The organism is Pseudomonas sp. NFACC24-1 (assembly GCF_900115235.1).
Classification (GTDB): domain Bacteria; phylum Pseudomonadota; class Gammaproteobacteria; order Pseudomonadales; family Pseudomonadaceae; genus Aquipseudomonas; species Aquipseudomonas fluorescens_AA.
Genome location: NZ_FOVS01000004.1, coordinates 200981 through 218742 on the forward strand (window position 1 = coordinate 200981; position 17762 = coordinate 218742).

General features: G+C 62.0%; 14 protein-coding genes. 8 read left to right on the forward strand and 6 right to left on the reverse strand.

The annotated features are described in order from the left end of the window. Positions 1 to 4: 4 nt before the first annotated feature. From BM317_RS06305 to BM317_RS06330, 6 genes are all read right to left on the reverse strand, one after another. Positions 5 to 1327 (reverse strand): NTP/NDP exchange transporter, encoded by a 1323-nt coding sequence (locus tag BM317_RS06305; protein WP_092164526.1) that lies wholly within the window; start codon positions 1325 to 1327, stop codon positions 5 to 7. A gap of 69 nt (positions 1328 to 1396) precedes the next feature. Continuing rightward, positions 1397 to 2452, reverse strand: coding sequence for an oxidoreductase (locus BM317_RS06310; protein WP_092164528.1), 1056 nt, complete (start codon positions 2450 to 2452; stop codon positions 1397 to 1399). Positions 2453 to 2496: 44 nt separating this feature from the next. Beyond that, positions 2497 to 2757 (reverse strand): DUF2790 domain-containing protein, encoded by a 261-nt coding sequence (locus tag BM317_RS06315; protein ID WP_092164530.1) that lies wholly within the window; start codon positions 2755 to 2757, stop codon positions 2497 to 2499. A 130-nt stretch (positions 2758 to 2887) separates the two neighbouring features. Then, positions 2888 to 4261 (reverse strand): heavy metal sensor histidine kinase, encoded by a 1374-nt coding sequence (locus tag BM317_RS06320; protein ID WP_092473541.1) that lies wholly within the window; start codon positions 4259 to 4261, stop codon positions 2888 to 2890. Then, positions 4261 to 4965 (reverse strand): heavy metal response regulator transcription factor, encoded by a 705-nt coding sequence (locus BM317_RS06325; protein ID WP_092326553.1) that lies wholly within the window; start codon positions 4963 to 4965, stop codon positions 4261 to 4263. The genes BM317_RS06320 and BM317_RS06325 overlap by 1 nt, the downstream gene beginning before the upstream one ends. 132 nt (positions 4966 to 5097) lie before the next feature. Next, entirely contained in the window at positions 5098 to 6030 is a 933-nt protein-coding gene (locus tag BM317_RS06330) for a LysR family transcriptional regulator (protein ID WP_092473543.1), read from the reverse strand. Positions 6031 to 6154: 124 nt separating this feature from the next. Between BM317_RS06330 and BM317_RS06335 the strand changes: the two genes are divergently transcribed. The 8 genes from BM317_RS06335 (at position 6155) to BM317_RS06370 (ending at position 17757) form a co-directional block, all read left to right on the forward strand. Then, the gene (locus tag BM317_RS06335; protein ID WP_170842250.1) at positions 6155 to 7867 is read left to right on the forward strand and encodes a dihydroxy-acid dehydratase; all 1713 of its coding nucleotides are present in this window, start codon (positions 6155 to 6157) and stop codon (positions 7865 to 7867) included. Continuing rightward, the gene (locus BM317_RS06340; RefSeq protein WP_092473545.1) at positions 7864 to 9147 is read left to right on the forward strand and encodes an aconitase X; all 1284 of its coding nucleotides are present in this window, start codon (positions 7864 to 7866) and stop codon (positions 9145 to 9147) included. The genes BM317_RS06335 and BM317_RS06340 overlap by 4 nt, the downstream gene beginning before the upstream one ends. Then, on the forward strand, positions 9144 to 9626 hold the full coding sequence (locus tag BM317_RS06345; protein ID WP_170842251.1) for an aconitase X swivel domain-containing protein: 483 nt from the start codon (positions 9144 to 9146) through the stop codon (positions 9624 to 9626). The genes BM317_RS06340 and BM317_RS06345 overlap by 4 nt, the downstream gene beginning before the upstream one ends. A gap of 33 nt (positions 9627 to 9659) precedes the next feature. Continuing rightward, on the forward strand, positions 9660 to 10997 hold the full coding sequence (locus BM317_RS06350) for an FAD-dependent oxidoreductase (protein ID WP_368665044.1): 1338 nt from the start codon (positions 9660 to 9662) through the stop codon (positions 10995 to 10997). 81 nt (positions 10998 to 11078) lie between these two features. Beyond that, positions 11079 to 12443 (forward strand): MFS transporter, encoded by a 1365-nt coding sequence (locus tag BM317_RS06355; RefSeq protein WP_092164539.1) that lies wholly within the window; start codon positions 11079 to 11081, stop codon positions 12441 to 12443. A gap of 113 nt (positions 12444 to 12556) precedes the next feature. After that, positions 12557 to 13786, forward strand: coding sequence for an OprD family porin (locus BM317_RS06360; protein ID WP_092473547.1), 1230 nt, complete (start codon positions 12557 to 12559; stop codon positions 13784 to 13786). 49 nt (positions 13787 to 13835) lie between these two features. Continuing rightward, positions 13836 to 15200, forward strand: coding sequence for an MFS transporter (locus BM317_RS06365; protein WP_092473549.1), 1365 nt, complete (start codon positions 13836 to 13838; stop codon positions 15198 to 15200). Between the two features lie 331 nt (positions 15201 to 15531). Continuing rightward, complete coding sequence (locus BM317_RS06370; protein ID WP_092473551.1) at positions 15532 to 17757, forward strand: type VI secretion system Vgr family protein; 2226 nt, start codon at positions 15532 to 15534, stop codon at positions 17755 to 17757. Positions 17758 to 17762: the final 5 nt, after the last annotated feature.

Below are 17762 nucleotides of genomic sequence, written 5' to 3' on the forward strand. Positions count from 1 at the left end.
GTCTTCATGCCCTGGCCGCGATGGCCGCCAAGCGCAGCTCCCGGGACGCGGCATTGTCCGCCCGCCGCCCCAAATGCCAGCCCAAGTACCCCCACAGCAACGCGCAACAGGCGCCAATCATCGCGGCCGGACCGGCGCCCTGCCCTAGCAGATCGAGCAGGCTCTTGGCCCAGCCGCTCATGGCGTCACCGGCGCGGTACACCACGGTGTCGATGAAGTTCTTGGCCTTGTATTTACTCTCGGCATCCAGGGGAGCGAACAGCATTTCCCGGCCCGGTCGGACGAACGCGTACTCGCCGATCCGTCGCACGATCATCAGCGCTGCCAGCAGCGCGAACCCCGGCGCCAACGCCAGGCCGACGAAGCCGATGCACATGAGCAGCGGCACGATGGCCAGCAAGGCACGCACCCCCAGCCTCGGCGCGATACGACCGGTGATGAACAGCTGGGACAGCAACGCACCGGCCTGCACGATGATGTCGATAGTGCCGAAGATGCGCACTTGCGCCGCGCGATCCGGATAGAGCTCGGCCACCAGGCGCGCCTGCTCGAAGTAGAGAAAGGTGCTGACCGTCGCCAACAGCACGACAAACCCGGCGATTCCCAACAGGTAAGGTGACCTGAGCACTGCTGTCAAACCACTGAACGGGTTGCCCTGCAAAGGCTGCCGAGGGCTTTGCGTCGGCGCGGCGCCGGGACGGCCCGCCCCACCCTTTTCGCGCCACCCCATCAACGCTCGTTTCAACACCAGCGTGGCGCCAAGCAACAAAGCCGCCAGCAACATCAACCCTGAGGCGCCAAAGGGACCAATGAGCAGCGCGCTCAGGGCCGGCCCCAGCAGGCCGCCAACGCTGGCGCCTGCGGCGATGAAGGCAAACAGACGCTTGGCCTGCTCGCTGTCGAATACATCCGCCATCAGGCTCCAGGCCACGGAGACGACGAACAGGTTATAGACCGAGATCCAGACGTAAAAGACCCGGGCCAGCCAGATACTGTCCGGCTGGAACTGGAACAGCTCGACGAACATCAGCAGGTTGAAACCGAAGAAGCCGTACACCCAGTCGATCAGCCGCAGACGCGGCACTCGGGCGCTGAGCCAGGCGAACAACGGCACGGCCGCCAGCATGACCAGGAAGGTCGCGGTAAACAGCCATTGCAAATTCTCCACCCCCGCTGCGATGCCCATCGACTCACGGATCGGACGCAGCATGAAGTAACCGGTGAAGAGGCAAAGAAACAGCAGGAACCCGCACAGCGCCGGACGCAACTCGCCATCGCGGGCGTTCAGGGCGAGACTCAGCCGGTGCACATAGGAAGGCATACTCATAGGGACTCCGGGGAGACGGCAACAAGGCAAAGGTCAAGCGCGGGACGGACGCCCGCGCCCAGGGTTGCATCAGCGATAGGTCACGCCGGTCAGTTGCTCGGAGACCGCCCAGAGCCGCTCGGCATCCGCCTCCGTGCTGGCGGCGGGCGGCGTCTTGGCGAACCCCAACGGACCGCGTCTTTCTCCGTCGCCGGTCGGGCCGTAATAAGCCCCGCCTACGGCTTGGGCAGCCGTGGCGGCATATAACGTGGGCAGTGCCCCTTGTGCCGCTGAGTGGTACGCGTCGCGGTCCTTTGCCCAGCGCCGTCCGAACTCGCTGTCGAGGCCTGGCCCTCGTTCGACCAACTCGGTCACGGCAACGCCGGGGTGTGCCGCGATGCTGCGAATGCCCCAGTTTTCGGCGTCACTGCGCCGTTGCAAGGCAAAGGCCCAGTGCAGCACGGCCAGTTTCGATTGGGCGTAGGCCCCGTAGGGGTCGTACTTCTGCTCGCTCTGAAGGTCATCGAGGTTCATCGCGCCACGCGCCGCGGCAATGCTTGACAGGCTCACCACGCGGGCATCCTCGCTTTGACGCAAGAGCGGCACCAACAGGCCGGTCAGCGCGAAGTGCCCCAGGTAGTTGGTGGCCAACTGAAGTTCAAAGCCATCGGCGGAAGTCCCCCGCTCGGGAGGCGCCATGACGGCGGCGTTGTTGATCAGCACGTCGAGGCGCGGCAGTCGCTGATTGAGCCGCTGGGCCAGGCCGCGCACCGACGAAAGATCGGCCAGGTCCACGGCCTCGAACTGCACCTTGGCGTCGGGCACGGACTGGCGAATACGCGCAATGGCCTGCGCGCCACGCTCCGGGTTGCGCGCGGCGATGATGACTTCGGCGCCGGCGCGCGCCAAGGCCAGCGCATCCTCGTAGCCCATGCCACTGGTGCCACCGGTGATCAGGACAATCCGACCTTTCTGGGACGGTATGTCGCCGGTCGACCAGTCTGGTTTCGGTGCAATGCGAGCGGACGCTTCGATACCCACCGCACTGAGCAACGCGACGCCGGCGGCAAGGGTTTTCGCCAGTCTTCCAAGCCGGCTCATGGTGCTCATGCGGCCAATGACGGGTGTTGTTGTGCTATTCCACATGGTGATGGTCCCTGTTTGAAGAATGAACCGGCATCGCCGGACGGTCACTGTTTCGAGCACGCCTCGGCCAATTGCAAAAAGCTGAGGTGTTTCTTTGCCCCTTGGGTATTCAAGTAGGTCATCTTCGCTTGCACGACCTCGCACATCGGCGATGTCGGTGCCTCGATACGGATGACCTTGGCGATGTCCAGCGGCATGCCATATTCGTAGGCCGGGACTTGCGTTTGTTCTTTGGCGAGCAGCGGTGAACCGCTCAGGGCGATGACGACCAGCAGGCCGGCAATCGACAGGTTTTGAGTGTTCATAGTGGACTCCACGACACTGTGTCCTCGGGGGACGGTCGTAGCACTCTAGGCGGGAGCGACTGACGTCAAGGTGACTGCTGGCTGACGGGAAGATGTCAAACGCGGGCGGACTTTACTCCCAGGGCGACGACTAAGACGTCGCCTGGTTCATCAAGGAAAATCCGAAGGTGTTGAGCCCATTCTCACTGTGGGCGAACACGCGCCCACCGTGCATGGATGCCACCGCGCGCACGATGGAAAGGCCCAGCCCATGGTGGGCATCGCTTCGCGCCCGTGCGGCGTCGGCGCGGTAGAAACGCTCGAACAGACGCTCCAGGTGCACGGTATCGATGGGCTCGCCGGCATTGGAAACGCTCACCTCGACCTGCATGCCGTGGTTGACCAGGCTTACCGTGACAGTGCTGGTCGGCACCGCGTACCGCGCCGCGTTCTGGAGCAGATTGGCCAGGGAACGGTGAAAAAGACGTCGGTCGATGCACACGCGCATGTCGCCCTGGATCACCACGCTCAGCTGTTTGTCGTGCAATACCGGTTCCAGATACTCCACCGTCTTCGCCGCCTCCTCATAAAGCGAGACATCACTGAGCTCGGTTGCCCGTTGGCCGCTCTCGGCGCCGGCCAGGAACAGCATGTCGTTGACGATAGTGCCCATCCGCTCCAGCTCTTCGAGGTTTGACTGCAGCAAGTCCTGAAGCTCGCTCACCTCACGCCCGTGAGCCAATGCCACCTGCGTCTGTCCGATCAGGTTGGTCAGGGGCGTTCGCAGTTCATGGGCCACATTGGCATTGAACCCTTCGAGTTGGCACCAGGCCGCCTCCTGGCGAGCCAGGGCGCCGTTGAACGACACCGCCAGTTCCTGCAACTCGCCCGGCAGCGCCTCGGTGTCCAGTCGCTGTTTCGAATCCCCCGGCGGCAGGCTATTGGCTTGATGGCTCAAGCGCCTCACCGGCCCCAGGCCGAAACGCGCGATCCAGTAACCGAGCAGCGCAACCAGCCCGATACCCAACGCAGAGGTCAGGATCAGTATTTTGGTGAAGTGGTCCAGGGTCTTCCTGAAGGGCGTTGAATCCAGGCCCACGATAAAGCGCAGTTCCGGACGGTCGCCCATGGCCGCAATGGTCTTGAGCAACACCATCATGGGACGCTCGCGCTCAGGGAGATCGAGGGTAAACAGCCCATCGGAGCGCGTCGACCAATCCTGGCCGTCCGGCATCGCCCCGCCGTAGCTGAAGGCCGGGTCATCGACCAGGATCCAATAGCGGACCCGTTCATCCGCGGGCGTCAGGCTGTCGAGCTTCTGACGCAAGCCGACCCAGAACGCTGGCGAATCGTATTTCGCCAGCACCGGGTCGAGCACGGAATGGCGCAGGATCAACTCGTTCTGCATCTGCTCATTGAGCGATTGTTTCAAGGAACAACGCAACAGCGTCGCGCTGATCGACATGATCAGCAGGACAGCGAGGGCGAACATCAGGGCGAGCCGCTTGGCGATCGATCGTTTCATCAAGGCGTACCGTTTTGTCTCCCATTTTCCTCTCGGCTTTCCAGTACATACCCCATGCCGCGAACGGTATGCAACAGCTTGCGCGGATACGGGGCATCCACCTTGGCGCGTACCCGCTTGATCGCGACCTCGACCACGTTGGCGTCGCTGTCGAAATTCATGTCCCAGACCTGCTCGGCAATCATCAGCTTGGAAAGGATCTCGCCCTGGTGCCGCGCCAACAGGCTCAACAGACAGAACTCCTTGGCCGTCAGGTCCAGCCGCAGCCCACCCCGGGTCACTTTGCGCGCTTGCAGATCGACCTCCAGGTCGTCGATGCGCAAATGCGTCAGGTCGGCCGTGTCACCCGCGTGACGACGGATCAAGGCCTGGACACGCGCGACGAGCTCGGCAAATGAAAAAGGTTTGCCCAGGTAATCATCGGCGCCCTCGCGCAGCCCGCGAATGCGATCATCCACCGTCCCCCTGGCCGACAACATGATGACCGGGGTTTTCTTTTGCAGGCGCAGGCCTTGCAGCACGTCGTAGCCGTCCTTGCCCGGCAGCATCACATCCAGGATCACCACGTCGTAGTCCCATTCCAGGGCGTAATGCAGCCCATCGATGCCATTGGTCGCGACGTCGACAATATAGCCAAGCTCGGTCAAGCCACGATGGACGTAGGAGGAGGTTTTTTCTTCGTCCTCGACAATGAGCAAACGCATCAGCTGGTTCCTCTGCGGCAACGGGGGCAACCCAATGAGTCTAGACAGCGAAGGTGTCTGGAGGCTGACCGCTTCCTGACATTCTTGTCAGAAACGGTTCAATGGCCAACCTCGACGTACGATAACCACGGCTCAGATGGATACCGTTTCCGCGGGAGAGAAATCGGCGAGCAATTCGATGAAGGACTGACGCAGCCAACGATTCGCCGGGTCATGGTGGAACCGCGTATGCCAGTAAAGATGAATGTCGTAGCCGCAAATGGCCCAAGGTAGCGGCACCAGGCGCACATCGGTGATTTCGGCGAAACGTCGGCCGACCGCCAGGGGGACGGTGGCGATCATGTCGGACTCGGCCACCAGAAACGGCACGCCCATGAACCGTGGCAAGCTGAAACGCACCCGGCGCGTGACGCCATGGGCGGCCAGTTCACGGTCCAGCACACTCATGCCTCGCTCTTCGGCCTGGACCGCGACATGCACGGCCTGCTGGTACTGTTCGGCGCTTATGCTGTCGCCGATGGTGGGGTGATCGTTGCGCACGATGCACACGAATGAGTGACTGTACAGCGCCCTATTGCGGATCGAGGTGTTGAGCAGGCGTGGGAAATAGCCGATGGCCGCGTCCACCTCGCCGGCGTCCAGCCCCTCCTCCAATTGCTCCGACGACAATGCCTGGGTGCGAATTCTCAAATTCGGTGCGGCTTTGTCAAGCATGCGCATCAGCCGGGGCAGGAACACCATTTCGCCAATGTCCGACATGCAGAGCACCAGTTGTCGGTCGGAGTGTTCGGGGATGAACCCCGTGGACGGCAGCACTTGGCTGCTGACCATCTCCAGGATCCGTTGCACCGGCTCGGCGATCTGCAGGGCCCTGGCGGTAGGCTGCATGCCGCGGGAAGTACGGATGAACAGAGGATCGTCGAACAGCGTGCGGAGCTTGGCCAGGGCGAAACTCATGGCAGGTTGGCTGAGCCCCATGAGATCACCGGCCAGGGTCACGCTTTGCTTTTTGCGCAGCGCGTCGAAGACTTTCAGCAGGTTGAGATCGACGTCCTTGATATCCATATTTTGGATTTTATCTATAAGTGAAATAAGGTTTTCGGATTCTAGGTCGAAGCCTAGACTCGGCACAAGATCGTTAACTCGATTAACCGAATTGACAATCTCCATAACAATAACGGAGCACACCATGCCCAAGAAGCTGCGCAGCAATTTTCCCTATGGCTCTTATTTATGGGCTGTACGCGCCGCCCAGTGGCGCGCCTTGGGCATTGACGAAAGCGAGTTGGAGAAACCCAAGATCGCCATCGTGAACTCATCGTCCAACCTGGCGATCTGCTTCAGTCACCTGGATGGCATCGCGGACGTCCTCAAGCAGTCGATACGCGATGCCGGTGCCCTGCCCTTCGAAATCCGCACGGCCGCCCCCAGCGACTTCATCACCGGTGCCGGTGCCGGCGGCGCCTACATGCTCGCCGCCCGAGACCTCATCACCAACGACATCGAAGTCGCGGTCGAAGGGGCTCAGCTCGACGGCATGATCTGCCTGGCCTCTTGCGATAAAACCGTACCCGGCCAACTGATGGCTGCCGCCCGCCTGAATATCCCGACCCTGGTGGTGGTCTGCGGCTACCAGCCAAGCGGCGAGTACAACGGCAAGCATGTCGATATCGAAGACGTCTTTATCAGTTCCATGCACGTGGTGACCGGCACGCTGCCGGTCGAGGAGCTGGCCGGCATGGCTCGTAATGCCATCAAGGGGCCCGGGGTCTGCTCGGGGATGGGCACCGCCAACTCGATGCACCTGGTGTGCGAAGCCCTGGGCATGGCCCTGCCCGGCAGCGCGCCGATTGCCGCCAACAGCCCGCAGATGTTCGATTTCGTGCGCCAGGCCGGCCAGCGCATTGTGGAAATGGTCGAGGAAGACCTCAAGCCTCGGGATATCCTGACCCCCAATGCCTTCGCCAACGCCGTCGCGACCATTCTCGCCGCGGGCGGCTCCGTCAACACCATCAAACATATGCAGGCGGTGGCCGCCGAAGGCGGCGTCGAGGTCGACGTCTATCAACTCTTCAGGGACCTGGGAAACAAGGTGCCGGTGCTGGTCGGTGTGCGGCCGGTGGGAGAACACAGCATCGAGCAGATGGAGGCCGCGGGCGGCGGCCGTGGGCTGCTCAAGCGCCTGGAACCGCTGCTGCATGGCGACGTGCTGACGGTCACCGGGAAAACCCTGAAGCAGAACCTGCAAGGGGTGACCGTCAGCGATGACGCGGTGATCCGCCCGCTGGACAATCCCTTCGCCACCCAGCCCGCCATCGTGATGCTCAGTGGCAACATCGCGCCCCAAGCGGGCATCGTCAAATACGGCATCGACCCGAACAAGATGCGCCGCTTCAAAGGCCCTGCGATCTGTTTCGAGCGCTCCGCCGATGCCATCCAAGCCTTGCAGGATGGCCGCATACAACCTGGCCACGTGGTGGTCATGCGCGGAGCCGGTGTGCGCGGCGGCCCGGCCATGGGCGGCGGTGCCTCGAAAGTGGTGTTCGCCATCGATGGTGCCGGGCTCGGCGACCACGTGGCCATGCTGACGGACGGCCATCTTTCAGGGTTGGTGTGCAAGGGGCTGGTGGTGGCCGAAGTCGCGCCTGAAGCAGCCGTCGGTGGCCCGTTGGCGCTGGTCGAGGACGGCGACATCATCACCATCGACCTGGACCACAACAGCCTCGACGCCGATGTCAGCGAAACCGACATGCAGGCGCGGCGCGACCGTTGGCAGCCTCTGGCGCCGCAGTTCGGCGGCGGCTGGCTGGATATCTACCGCCATAACGTGTCCTCCATGGAGCGCGGTGCGGTACTGATCAAGCCGCGCGACATCACCCATGCCGGAGAACAACCGCAATGAGGTTGCACGACGACGAGAAAGCCATGCTTGCCGGCGATCAAGGCCCGGCCGTGCAGAAAGCCATGGACCTGCTGGTGCGTTATGGCGAGGCCCTGGATGCGCAATGCCTGGTGGACACGCGGAATGTGGCCGGAACCATCGGCGCCACCACCCCTTTCCTGCGTCAGTACGCCGAACGTGAGGGCGGCATGGACGCGGTGTTCAGCGAGTTCAACCTCGACAGCGCCGAGGTGGTCCGGATCCCCAAGGTCAAGGTCTTCAGCAGTCACCTGCAACAAGGCATCGACCCTCGGCACGCCAAGCGCCAGGGCATTGGCGAGGACGTGGTGCGCATTTATGAAACCGGCCAGGCCTACAGCAGCGGCCTGGGCGTACAACCGTTGAACACCTGCACGCCTTATCAAGTCGGCAACGTACCGGTGAAAGGCGAGCACTGCGCCTGGATGGAGTCTTCCGCCGTGATCTATATCAACTCGGTCCTTGGCGCCCGAACCAACGCCGAGGGCCGGGAAAGCACCGGCGCGGCGATGCTGACCGGCAAGATTCCCTATTGGGGCCTGCACTTGGACGAGAACCGTCGCGGCACCCACCTGATCCAGTTGGACATGGACGTGAGCACCACGGCCGACTGGGGACTGCTTGGCTACTGGGTCGGTGAACAGGTGCAGGATTGTATCCCGGTCATCGAAGGTGTGAGCCACCAGCCCAATCTGGCTCGCCTCAAGCACTTCGGCGCGGCGGCAGCTTCCAGTGGTGGCGTGGAGATGTATCACCTGGTCGGGGTTACGCCGGAAGCACGCACTCGCGAGCAAGCGTTCGGCGCCTCCCGGCCTTCAGCCATCTTGCGCTTCGGTGAAGCCGAACGACGCTGGGCCTACGAGCAAGTCAACGTCACGGCGCACGATGCACAAGTCGACTTCGTCATGCTGGGCTGTCCGCATTACAGCCTCGAACAAATCTGGGAAGTCTGCCAACTGCTGGAAGGCCAGCGCTTGAGCGCGAACACCGAGCTCTGGATATTTACCGCCGCGTCGATCAAGCAACTGGCTGACGTGGCCGGTTACACCCGCATCATCGAGCAGGCCGGCGGGCATGTGATGACCGATACCTGCTCGGCAATCGGCAAGGTGCTGCCCAAGGGCACACGAGTGGCGGCCGTGGACTCGGCCAAACAGGCCCATTACCTGCCGGCGATCATGGGCATCCAGGCGTGGTTCGGCACCACCGCCGAATGCATCCAGGCGGCCATCGACGGCCGTTGGAAAGGAGTATTGAGATGAGCGCAACCTTTACGCTCCGAGGCCGCAAGGTCGTTGGCGGCTGCTTCGAAGGCGAAGCCCTGGTGACCCATGACCGCATCTCTGGCTGGGGTGGCATCGACCCGCGCAGCGGCACCGTCATTGAGACCCGCCACGAACTCAAGGGCATCAGTTTTGCCGGCAAAGTCCTGGTGTTTCCGGGGGCCAAGGGCTCGTCCGGCTGGTCTTCGCAGTTCCACATCGCGCGCCTCGCCGGCGTGGCCCCTGGCGCCATGCTGTTCAACGAAATGACCGCGAAAATGGGCCTGGGCGCGGTGGTCGTGCACGCACCCGCCATGACTGGCTTTACCGAGGACCCGCTAAAGCGGATCCGTACCGGGGACTGGGTGCGCGTCGATGCCGACGCCGGGATCGTCGAAGTGACCCCACGCTCATCGCGCAATGACCCGCCCCTACCGCAACAGCCCAACGGTCCGCAGCGAACGCCGGCGCCGTCGTAACCCGAAGAAACCTGCTGAAAACAACCGCTCCCCGTGGCCACCGGCCAACGGGTTCGGGTTCGGCTGCCTTTTTTACCCCACAAAGGAAGTTTTATGGCTCATGTCATTCGCACGGTACGCCGTACCAGCGCCCCCACCCCGCAACGCCTGCAGGCTGATGTTTGCATCGCCGGCGCGGGTATTTCCGGTATTTCCGCCGCCCTGGAGGCCGCCGCGCTCGGCAAGCGCGTCGTGCTGTTCGATGCCCTGCCCATGCTCGGTGGCCAGGCGGTCGGCTCGATCATCGGGACTTTTTGCGGCTTGTTCTCCAATGGTCCGAACCGGCAGTTGCTGACCCATGGCATCGCCGACGGCATCCTTCGCGACCTGGGCGCCTCGGGCGATTTGCACCAGGCCATCGGTCCCTTGACCACCGTGGTTTACTACGACGAAGTGGCCCTCGGTCGCTGGATTGGTCAAAAGGTGCTCGACGCTGGCATCACCGTGGTGCTCGGTGCGGTGTTGCGTGAGGTGGTGCGCGAAGGCTCGCGGGTCCAGGAAGTGGAGTTGGCCACCCGTTATGGCGACGTGCGCGTGGCGGCCAACGGCTTTATCGATGCCAGCGGCGATGCTGCACTGGTCTGGAACGCCGGGCTCGCCTGTCGCGAACCGGACACGCCCATCTACGGCACCCAGATGTTCGTTCTCGAGCATATCGATGAAGCCCACCTGCCGACGCGCGCGCAATTCACCGAACGGGTCAAGGAAAAAGCCAGGCACTACGGCATCGAGCGCGACGACGGCCTGTTCTTCCAGTTCCCCGGACGCGGCACGGCAGCGTTCAACATGACGCACATCGAAACGCCCCTGGATCCGGTCGCCGCGTCTCACGTCGCCCTCGCCGGGCGCCAACAGGTGGACCAGGTGATCCGTTTCCTCAAAGCGGAGTATCCCCAGGCCTACGGCAAGGCCAAGGTACGGGCGTATGCACTGCCAGGCATTCGCCAGACCCGCTGGATTGTCGGCCAACATCACCTGACCACCGATGAAGTGCGTGCCGCTACGATGTTTCCGGATGCGGTGGCGCGCACCTCCTGGCCGGTGGAATTGCACGGCGACAGCACCGGTTACCAGTGGGAGCCCTTTGGCGACGATCATGTCCACAGCGTGCCGTTGCGCAGCATGCTCCCCGAGGGCAGCGATAACCTGGTGGTCGCGGGCCGCTGCATCGACGCTGACGCGGCCGCGCTGTCGAGTGTGCGCGTGATGGGGCCGTGTATCGCCATGGGGGCCGCGGCCGCCCATGCACTGGATCTGGCTGGCCCGGACGGGCGCCTGAGTGATATACCCGCGCAGGTGTTGCGCGAACGGCTGGCATTCAATCTGGAATAGGTTTCAAGCAGTTCGATGCGCCCGCCATGTGAACGGGGGGCGCCACTCCGACAACAATAAAAAATGCAGTGGAGAACGCACATGTCACAGTCCCGTACCCTGGATGTCGCGGCGCTTATAGAGGCACGCAAACTGTCACGTTTCAACTACGTGGTGATTCTGGTTTCGGTCTTGATCACCTTCCTCGACGGCTTCGACTTGTTGGTGCTCTCCCACACCGCCTCCTACATCGCCGATGAGGTCGGCCTGGACAAGATCCAACTGGGCGAAATCTTCTCCATCGGCCTGTTGGGCATGATGCTGGGCGGGTTCTTCTTCGGTTACCTGGGGGACCGCATCGGACGGCGCCCCACCATTCTGTTTTCCACCTGCTCGTTCGGCCTGTTGACGTTGCTGTTTGTCATGGCCGACAGCTACGCGTCGCTGATGGTCCTGCGTTTCTTCAACGGCTTCGCCCTGGGCGCCATGTTGCCGTTGTGCTGGGCCTTGAACATCGAGTTCGTTCCCAAGCGTTATCGCTCCACGGTGGTCACCATCATCATGGTCGGGTTCAGCCTCGGCAGCGCGATGGCCGGCCCGCTGACGGTGTGGCTGGCGCCGCATATCGGTTGGCAGGGCGTGTTCGTGTTCGGCGGCGTGGTCACGTTGTGCGCCTGGGTGCTGTTGTTGTTCACCCTGCCCGAATCGGTGCGTTTCCTGGCCAGCAAGCGTCAGGCACCGGAGAAAATCGCGGCGATTCTCAAGCGCATGGACCCGAACCTGGACGTGCGCCCTACTGACCAATTCGTCCTGCTGGACGAGCCGGACATCGGTCGCCAGGCATTTCGGGTCAGCCAGTTGTTCATCGGCCGCTTGAAATGGATCACGCCCATGATCTGGCTGGGCTACTCCGCCAGCTCCATGGCCATGTATTTCCTCGCCTCCTGGAGCCCGCTGGTCTATCAATACGCCGGCTTCGATCGCGCGACAGCGTCGTGGGTCAGCTCGATCGCATCCTTCAGCGGTGCGATGGCGGGCCTGGCGATGATGCGCTTCGTCGACACCCGTGGACCGTACATGGTGATGATCTATCCGTTGCTGGCCTTGCCTTTCCTGCTGGTGCTGGGCATCACCGGCATGCAAGGCACGGCGTTCCTGATGTTGAGCCTGGTCGGCGGCGTGTTCGTCAAAGGCTCCCACTATGGAATCCTCAGCATCGCCGGGGTGTTCTATCCCAGTGCCATTCGCGCCAATGGCGCCGGCTGGGCCACCTCCATCGCCAAGATCGGCTCGATCCTCGGCCCATTGCTGGGCGCCTATGTGCTCAATAGTGGCCTGCCGGTGGTCAAGAGTTTCCTGGTCCTGGCGGTCTGCCCCGCCGTGCTGGCGGCCTGTGCCTTTGTCATTGGCCACCTGACACGCCGCCACCGTGGGGCAGACCCACTGCCCGCCCCGTCACAAACCTGAGCACCTTTCTGCCGGCTTACCGCGCCTGACCCAGGCAGCCCGTACCGCGTCGCTATCGACGCGGTCAGGCAAAACTCGTCCTGAAAATCCTACTGATCCTGAGACCAATAAAAATGAACAGGAACCTTCTGCTCGCCGCCGCCCTGACGCTCTGTGGCCCAGTCACCGGCGCCCATGCGGACTTCATCAAAGACAGCAGCGCGACGCTGACGACGCGCAACTTTTACTTGAATCGCGATTTCCGCCAGAGCGACGCGCCTCAGGCCAAGGCCGAGGAATGGACCCAAGGCTTCATTGCCGAGCTTCAATCGGGCTACACCGAAGGCACTGTTGGCTTCGGGCTCGATGCCCTGGGGGAACTGGGGATCAAGCTCGATTCCGGTGCGGGCCGCCGTGGCGGTGGGCTGTTGCCTTATGGCCCCGACAGCAATCAACCGGTGGACGACTACAGCGAACTGGGGCTGACCGCAAAAATGCGCCTGTCCAAGACCCAGCTCAAGGTCGGAACGCTGATGCCGATTCATCCGCTGGCGTATTACAGCGATACGCGATTGCTGCCCTCCACCTTCACCGGTGCCTACCTGACGTCCGGCGAGCTCGACAACTTGACCGTCACCGCGGCAAGACTGACCAAGGCCAATGGCCGCGACTCATCCAGCAACGACGACATCAGCTATGCCGGCCAAAGCAGCGATCACCTGGACCTGCTCGGCGGCGATTACACCGTCGGCAAGCAACTGACCCTGCGCTACCACTACGGTGAGCTGCAAGACATCTACCGTCAGCAGTTCGCCGGCCTGATCCATGTGCTGCCCCTGGGGGAAGGCGTGAGCCTGCGCTCCGACCTGCGCTACGTCGACAGCGACGATATCGGTGTTGGAAAAGCCGGGAAGATCGACAACCGCAACTTCAACGGCATGTTCACCCTGACCGTCGGGGCCCAGCGCTTCTCCGCGGCGTTCCAGCGGCTGTCGGGTGAAAGTGTGTTTCCAGTCATCGATACCGGCACGCCTTATGTGGCGAACCTGGTCACCTACAACTCGTTCACCAAAGCCAACGAGAAGTCCTGGCAGTTGCGCTACGAGTATGACTTCGCCGCGCTCGGCATACCCGGCCTGACGTTCATGACCCGCTACGTGAAAGGCAGCGATATCCACACGCGCACGGTCAGCGACGGCAGTGAGTGGGAGCGCGACACCGACCTGGCTTACGTTTTCCAAAGCGGTGCCCTGGAAGGCCTGAACGTGCGTTGGCGCAACCTCACCTTCCGCTCCGGAAACGGCCTGACCCAGCAACTCGATGAGAACCGCCTGATCGTGGCTTACACCTGGAAACTGTGGTGAGCCCCGCCCACCGGAACCCGCTCGCATACGTCTTACCGGGAGAACACCCATGACGTCGTCTCGCGCCGTTGATGTCGCCGCCCTGATCGAGGGGCGCAAACTGTCGGGCTTCAACTATCTGATCATCTGCGTGTCGGTGTTGATCACCTTCCTCGATGGTTTCGACTTGTTGATGCTGTCCCATACCGCCGCCTACATGGCCGAGGAAATCGGCCTGGACAAACTGCAACTGGGCAACATTTTCTCCATCGGGTTGTTCGGGATGATGCTGGGCGGGTTCTTTTTCGGTTATCTCGGCGACCGGATCGGTCGGCGTCCGACCATCATTCTGTCCACCAGCGCCTTTGGTGTGCTGACGCTGCTGTTCACCTTTGCCGACAGCTACGCCTCGCTGCTGGTGCTGCGTTTTCTCAACGGTTTTGCCCTGGGCGCCATGCTGCCGCTGTGCTGGGCACTGAATATCGAATTCGTGCCCAAGCGCTACCGTGCCAGCGTGATCACCCTCATCATGGTCGGCTTCAGCCTGGGGGGCGCGGCAGCCGGTCCACTGACCGTATGGCTCGCACCACAGTACGGCTGGGCCAGTGTGTTCGTGCTGGGCGGTATCGCCACGCTGCTCTCCAGCGTCCTGTTGTTTTTCACCCTGCCGGAGTCGGTGCGGTTTCTGGTGAGCAAGCAGAAGCAACCGCAAACCGTGCTGCGAATCCTCAAGCGCCTGGATCCGGGCATCGATGTGCGCGCCGGGGACCGCTATTTCCTGGCCGATGAAATCGACATCGGCCGCCAGCCATTTCGGGTCGGCCAGCTGTTCATCGGCAAACTGAAATGGATCACGCCCATGATCTGGATCGGCTTTGGCGCAAGCTCCATGGCCATGTACTTCCTCGCGTCATGGAGCCCGCTGGTGTATCAGTATGCGGGCTTCGACCGGGCTACGGCGTCCTGGGTAAGCTCCTTCGCGTCCTTCAGCGGTGCCATGGCAGGGCTTGTGCTGATGCGAGTCGTCGACACCCGAGGGCCCTATGCGGTGATGATCTATCCCCTGCTTTCATTACCCTTCCTGCTGGCGCTGGGCATTGGCGACCTGCAAGGCAACGCCTTCATTGCGCTGAGCATGGTCGGCGCCATCTTCGTCAAGGGAAGTCACTACGGCATCACCAGCATCGCCGGGATTTTCTACCCCAGTGCCATTCGCGGCAACGGCGCCGGATGGGCCGCCTCCATGGGCAAGTTCGGCTCGGTATGCGGGCCGCTGCTCGGTGCCCATGTGCTCAACAGCGGCATGCCTGTCGTGAAGAGCTTCGCGGTATTGGCCCTGTGTCCTGCGGTGCTGGGCGTGTGCGCCTACACCGTGGCGCGCATCGATAGACGTTCAGCCATGGAAGCCGAGCAATTGAACCCGGCGAAACCCTAGAAGAACAGTAGCGGGTACGCAGTTTCATCCCCCCATGACCAGGGGGGCGAGTCAGCATTCACTTTTTCAGTTATTCGATTAATGAATAACATATATAGCTAATGAAACTAAGCAAACGACCTTTCAGTCACCTATCTTGACCTCAGCATCTGCCAATCTGGCCGCATGCTAAAGACCGCCAGACCGATAAGGAGATCACCTCTGTGGTGGATGTGCAGCAAACGTTGAGCTTGATTTCCCTTCACGTTCCCTTTGGCGGCGCCCTTGCCTACGGCGCCACCTTTCTTACGACGGCCAACTGACGCCCGAACCCGAGCCAAGGAAGCCGCTCATGGCAATCACCCAAAACAGCCGTTTGGTGCAGGTCGACAGCCCTCTGGGCGGCGATGTCCTGTTGCTGCAAAGCATGGAAGGCAGCGAAGAGTTGGGGCGATTGTTCCACTACGAATTGGACCTGACCTCCGAAGACCGGGCGATCACGTTCGACCAGTTGCTGGGCAAGCCGATGGGCCTGACCCTGGAGCTGTACGACGGCGCGAAACGCTATTTCCACGGCATCGTTTGCAGTTGCCGGCAGTTGACCGGGCACGGCCAGTTCGCCGGTTACCGCGTCAGCCTGCGGCCCTGGTTCTGGTTGCTCACGCGCACCTCCGATTGCCGGATTTTCCAGAACAAGACGGTGCCGGACATCATCAAGCAGGTGTTCCGTGACCTCGGCTTCTCCGATTTCGAAGACAGCCTGAGCGGCAGCTACCGCGAGTGGGAGTATTGCGTGCAGTACCGTGAAACCAGCTTCGACTTTGTCAGTCGGCTGATGGAGCAGGAAGGCATCTATTACTACTTTCGCCATGAAAAAAACCGTCATGTGCTGGTGCTGGCCGATGCCTATGGTGCCCACTCCTCGGCGGCGGACTATGCCTCGGTGCCCTTCTACCCGCCCGATCGGCAAATGCGCGAGCGCGATCATTTCTACGACTGGCAACTGGCACGGGAAGTCCAACCCGGCTCGCTGGCGTTGAACGACTACGACTTCCTGCGCCCGCGCGCCAGCCTTGAGGTGCGTTCCAGCGTACCGCGCAACCACACCAACGCCGACTACCCGCTCTACGACTACCCCGGTGAGTACGTCCAGAGCAACGATGGCGATCACTATGCACGTACTCGCATCGAAGCCATCCACAGTCAGTTCGAGCGTGTGCAATTGCGTGGACGCGCACGCGGCATCGGTTGCGGTCATGTGTTCACGCTGACGGGATACGACCGCGCGGACCAGAACCGCGAGTATCTGGTGGTGGCCGCCCGTTATCAGATTCGTCAGGATGCCTATGAAAGCGGGCAGTCGGACGTCGCCGAACAGTTCGTCAGCGAGCTGGACTGCATGGATGCCAACCAGGCCTTCCGTCCTCTGCCCCTCACGCCGATGCCCATCGTCCGCGGACCGCAGACCGCCGTGGTGGTGGGGCCCAGTGGCGAGGAAATCTGGACCGACCAATATGGCCGGGTCAAAGTGCATTTCCATTGGGATCGCCATGACCAGTCCAATGAAAACAGCTCCTGCTGGATTCGCGTCTCCCAGGCCTGGGCCGGCAAGAACTGGGGATCCGTGCAGCTCCCGCGGATCGGTCAGGAAGTGATCGTCAGTTTCCTCGAGGGCGATCCGGATCGGCCGATCATCACCGGCCGCGTCTACAACGCCGAACAGACCGTGCCCTACGGGTTGCCCGCCAATGCCACCCAGAGCGGGGTGAAAAGCCGTTCAAGCAAGGGCGGCTCACCGGCCAACTTCAATGAAATCCGCATGGAGGACAAGAAAGGCGCCGAGCAGCTGTTTATCCACGCCGAGAAAAACCAGGACATCGAGGTCGAGAACGACGAGACCCACTGGGTTGGCCATGACCGCCGCAAGACCATCGACAACGACGAAACCGTGCACGTCAAACACGACCGCACCGAAACCGTCGATAACAACGAAACCATCACCATTGGTGTGGACCGCAAGGAAAAGGTCGGCAATAACGAAACCATCTCCATTGGTGTGAACCGCACCGAGGATGTCGGCAGCAACGAGAAAATCACCATTGGCGCCAATCGCACCGAGAGCGTGGGCAATAACGAGACCATCACCATCGGTGCCGACCGCACGGAAAAAGTCGGTGCGAACGAAAAAATCTCCATCGCCAGCAACCGGACCGAGGACGTGGGTGGCAACGAGACCATCGGCATCAGCGGCAACCGTAACGAAACGGTCCAGGGCAATGAAGGCATCGAGATCAACGGCAACCAGAGTACCCAGATCGGCCAGAACGAATCCCGCGATGTCGCCCAGAACCGCAACACGGGCATCAAGCAGAACGACAGCCTGGACGTGGGCAAGCACTTCTCCCTCAACGCTGGCGACTCCATCAGCCTGACCACGGGCGCGGCCAGCATCACCATGAAGAAGGACGGCACCATCGTGATCAGCGGCAAGAACATCACCATCGACGGCTCCGGCGCCATCAACATCAAGGCGAACAAGAACGTGGTCGTCAAAGGCCAGAAAATCCTGCAGAACTAGCCACG

Bases quoted from the DNA above. Each gene is read 5' to 3' on its own strand.
- BM317_RS06305 (WP_092164526.1), bottom strand. From the start codon at position 1,327: ATGAGTATGCCTTCCTATGTGCACCGGCTGAGTCTCGCCCTGAACGCC.
- BM317_RS06310 (WP_092164528.1), bottom strand. From the start codon at position 2,452: ATGTGGAATAGCACAACAACACCCGTCATTGGCCGCATGAGCACCATG.
- BM317_RS06315 (WP_092164530.1), bottom strand. From the start codon at position 2,757: ATGAACACTCAAAACCTGTCGATTGCCGGCCTGCTGGTCGTCATCGCC.
- BM317_RS06320 (WP_092473541.1), bottom strand. From the start codon at position 4,261: ATGAAACGATCGATCGCCAAGCGGCTCGCCCTGATGTTCGCCCTCGCT.
- BM317_RS06325 (WP_092326553.1), bottom strand. From the start codon at position 4,965: ATGCGTTTGCTCATTGTCGAGGACGAAGAAAAAACCTCCTCCTACGTC.
- BM317_RS06330 (WP_092473543.1), bottom strand. From the start codon at position 6,030: ATGGATATCAAGGACGTCGATCTCAACCTGCTGAAAGTCTTCGACGCG.
- BM317_RS06335 (WP_170842250.1), top strand. From the start codon at position 6,155: ATGCCCAAGAAGCTGCGCAGCAATTTTCCCTATGGCTCTTATTTATGG.
- BM317_RS06340 (WP_092473545.1), top strand. From the start codon at position 7,864: ATGAGGTTGCACGACGACGAGAAAGCCATGCTTGCCGGCGATCAAGGC.
- BM317_RS06345 (WP_170842251.1), top strand. From the start codon at position 9,144: ATGAGCGCAACCTTTACGCTCCGAGGCCGCAAGGTCGTTGGCGGCTGC.
- BM317_RS06355 (WP_092164539.1), top strand. From the start codon at position 11,079: ATGTCACAGTCCCGTACCCTGGATGTCGCGGCGCTTATAGAGGCACGC.
- BM317_RS06360 (WP_092473547.1), top strand. From the start codon at position 12,557: ATGAACAGGAACCTTCTGCTCGCCGCCGCCCTGACGCTCTGTGGCCCA.
- BM317_RS06365 (WP_092473549.1), top strand. From the start codon at position 13,836: ATGACGTCGTCTCGCGCCGTTGATGTCGCCGCCCTGATCGAGGGGCGC.
- BM317_RS06370 (WP_092473551.1), top strand. From the start codon at position 15,532: ATGGCAATCACCCAAAACAGCCGTTTGGTGCAGGTCGACAGCCCTCTG.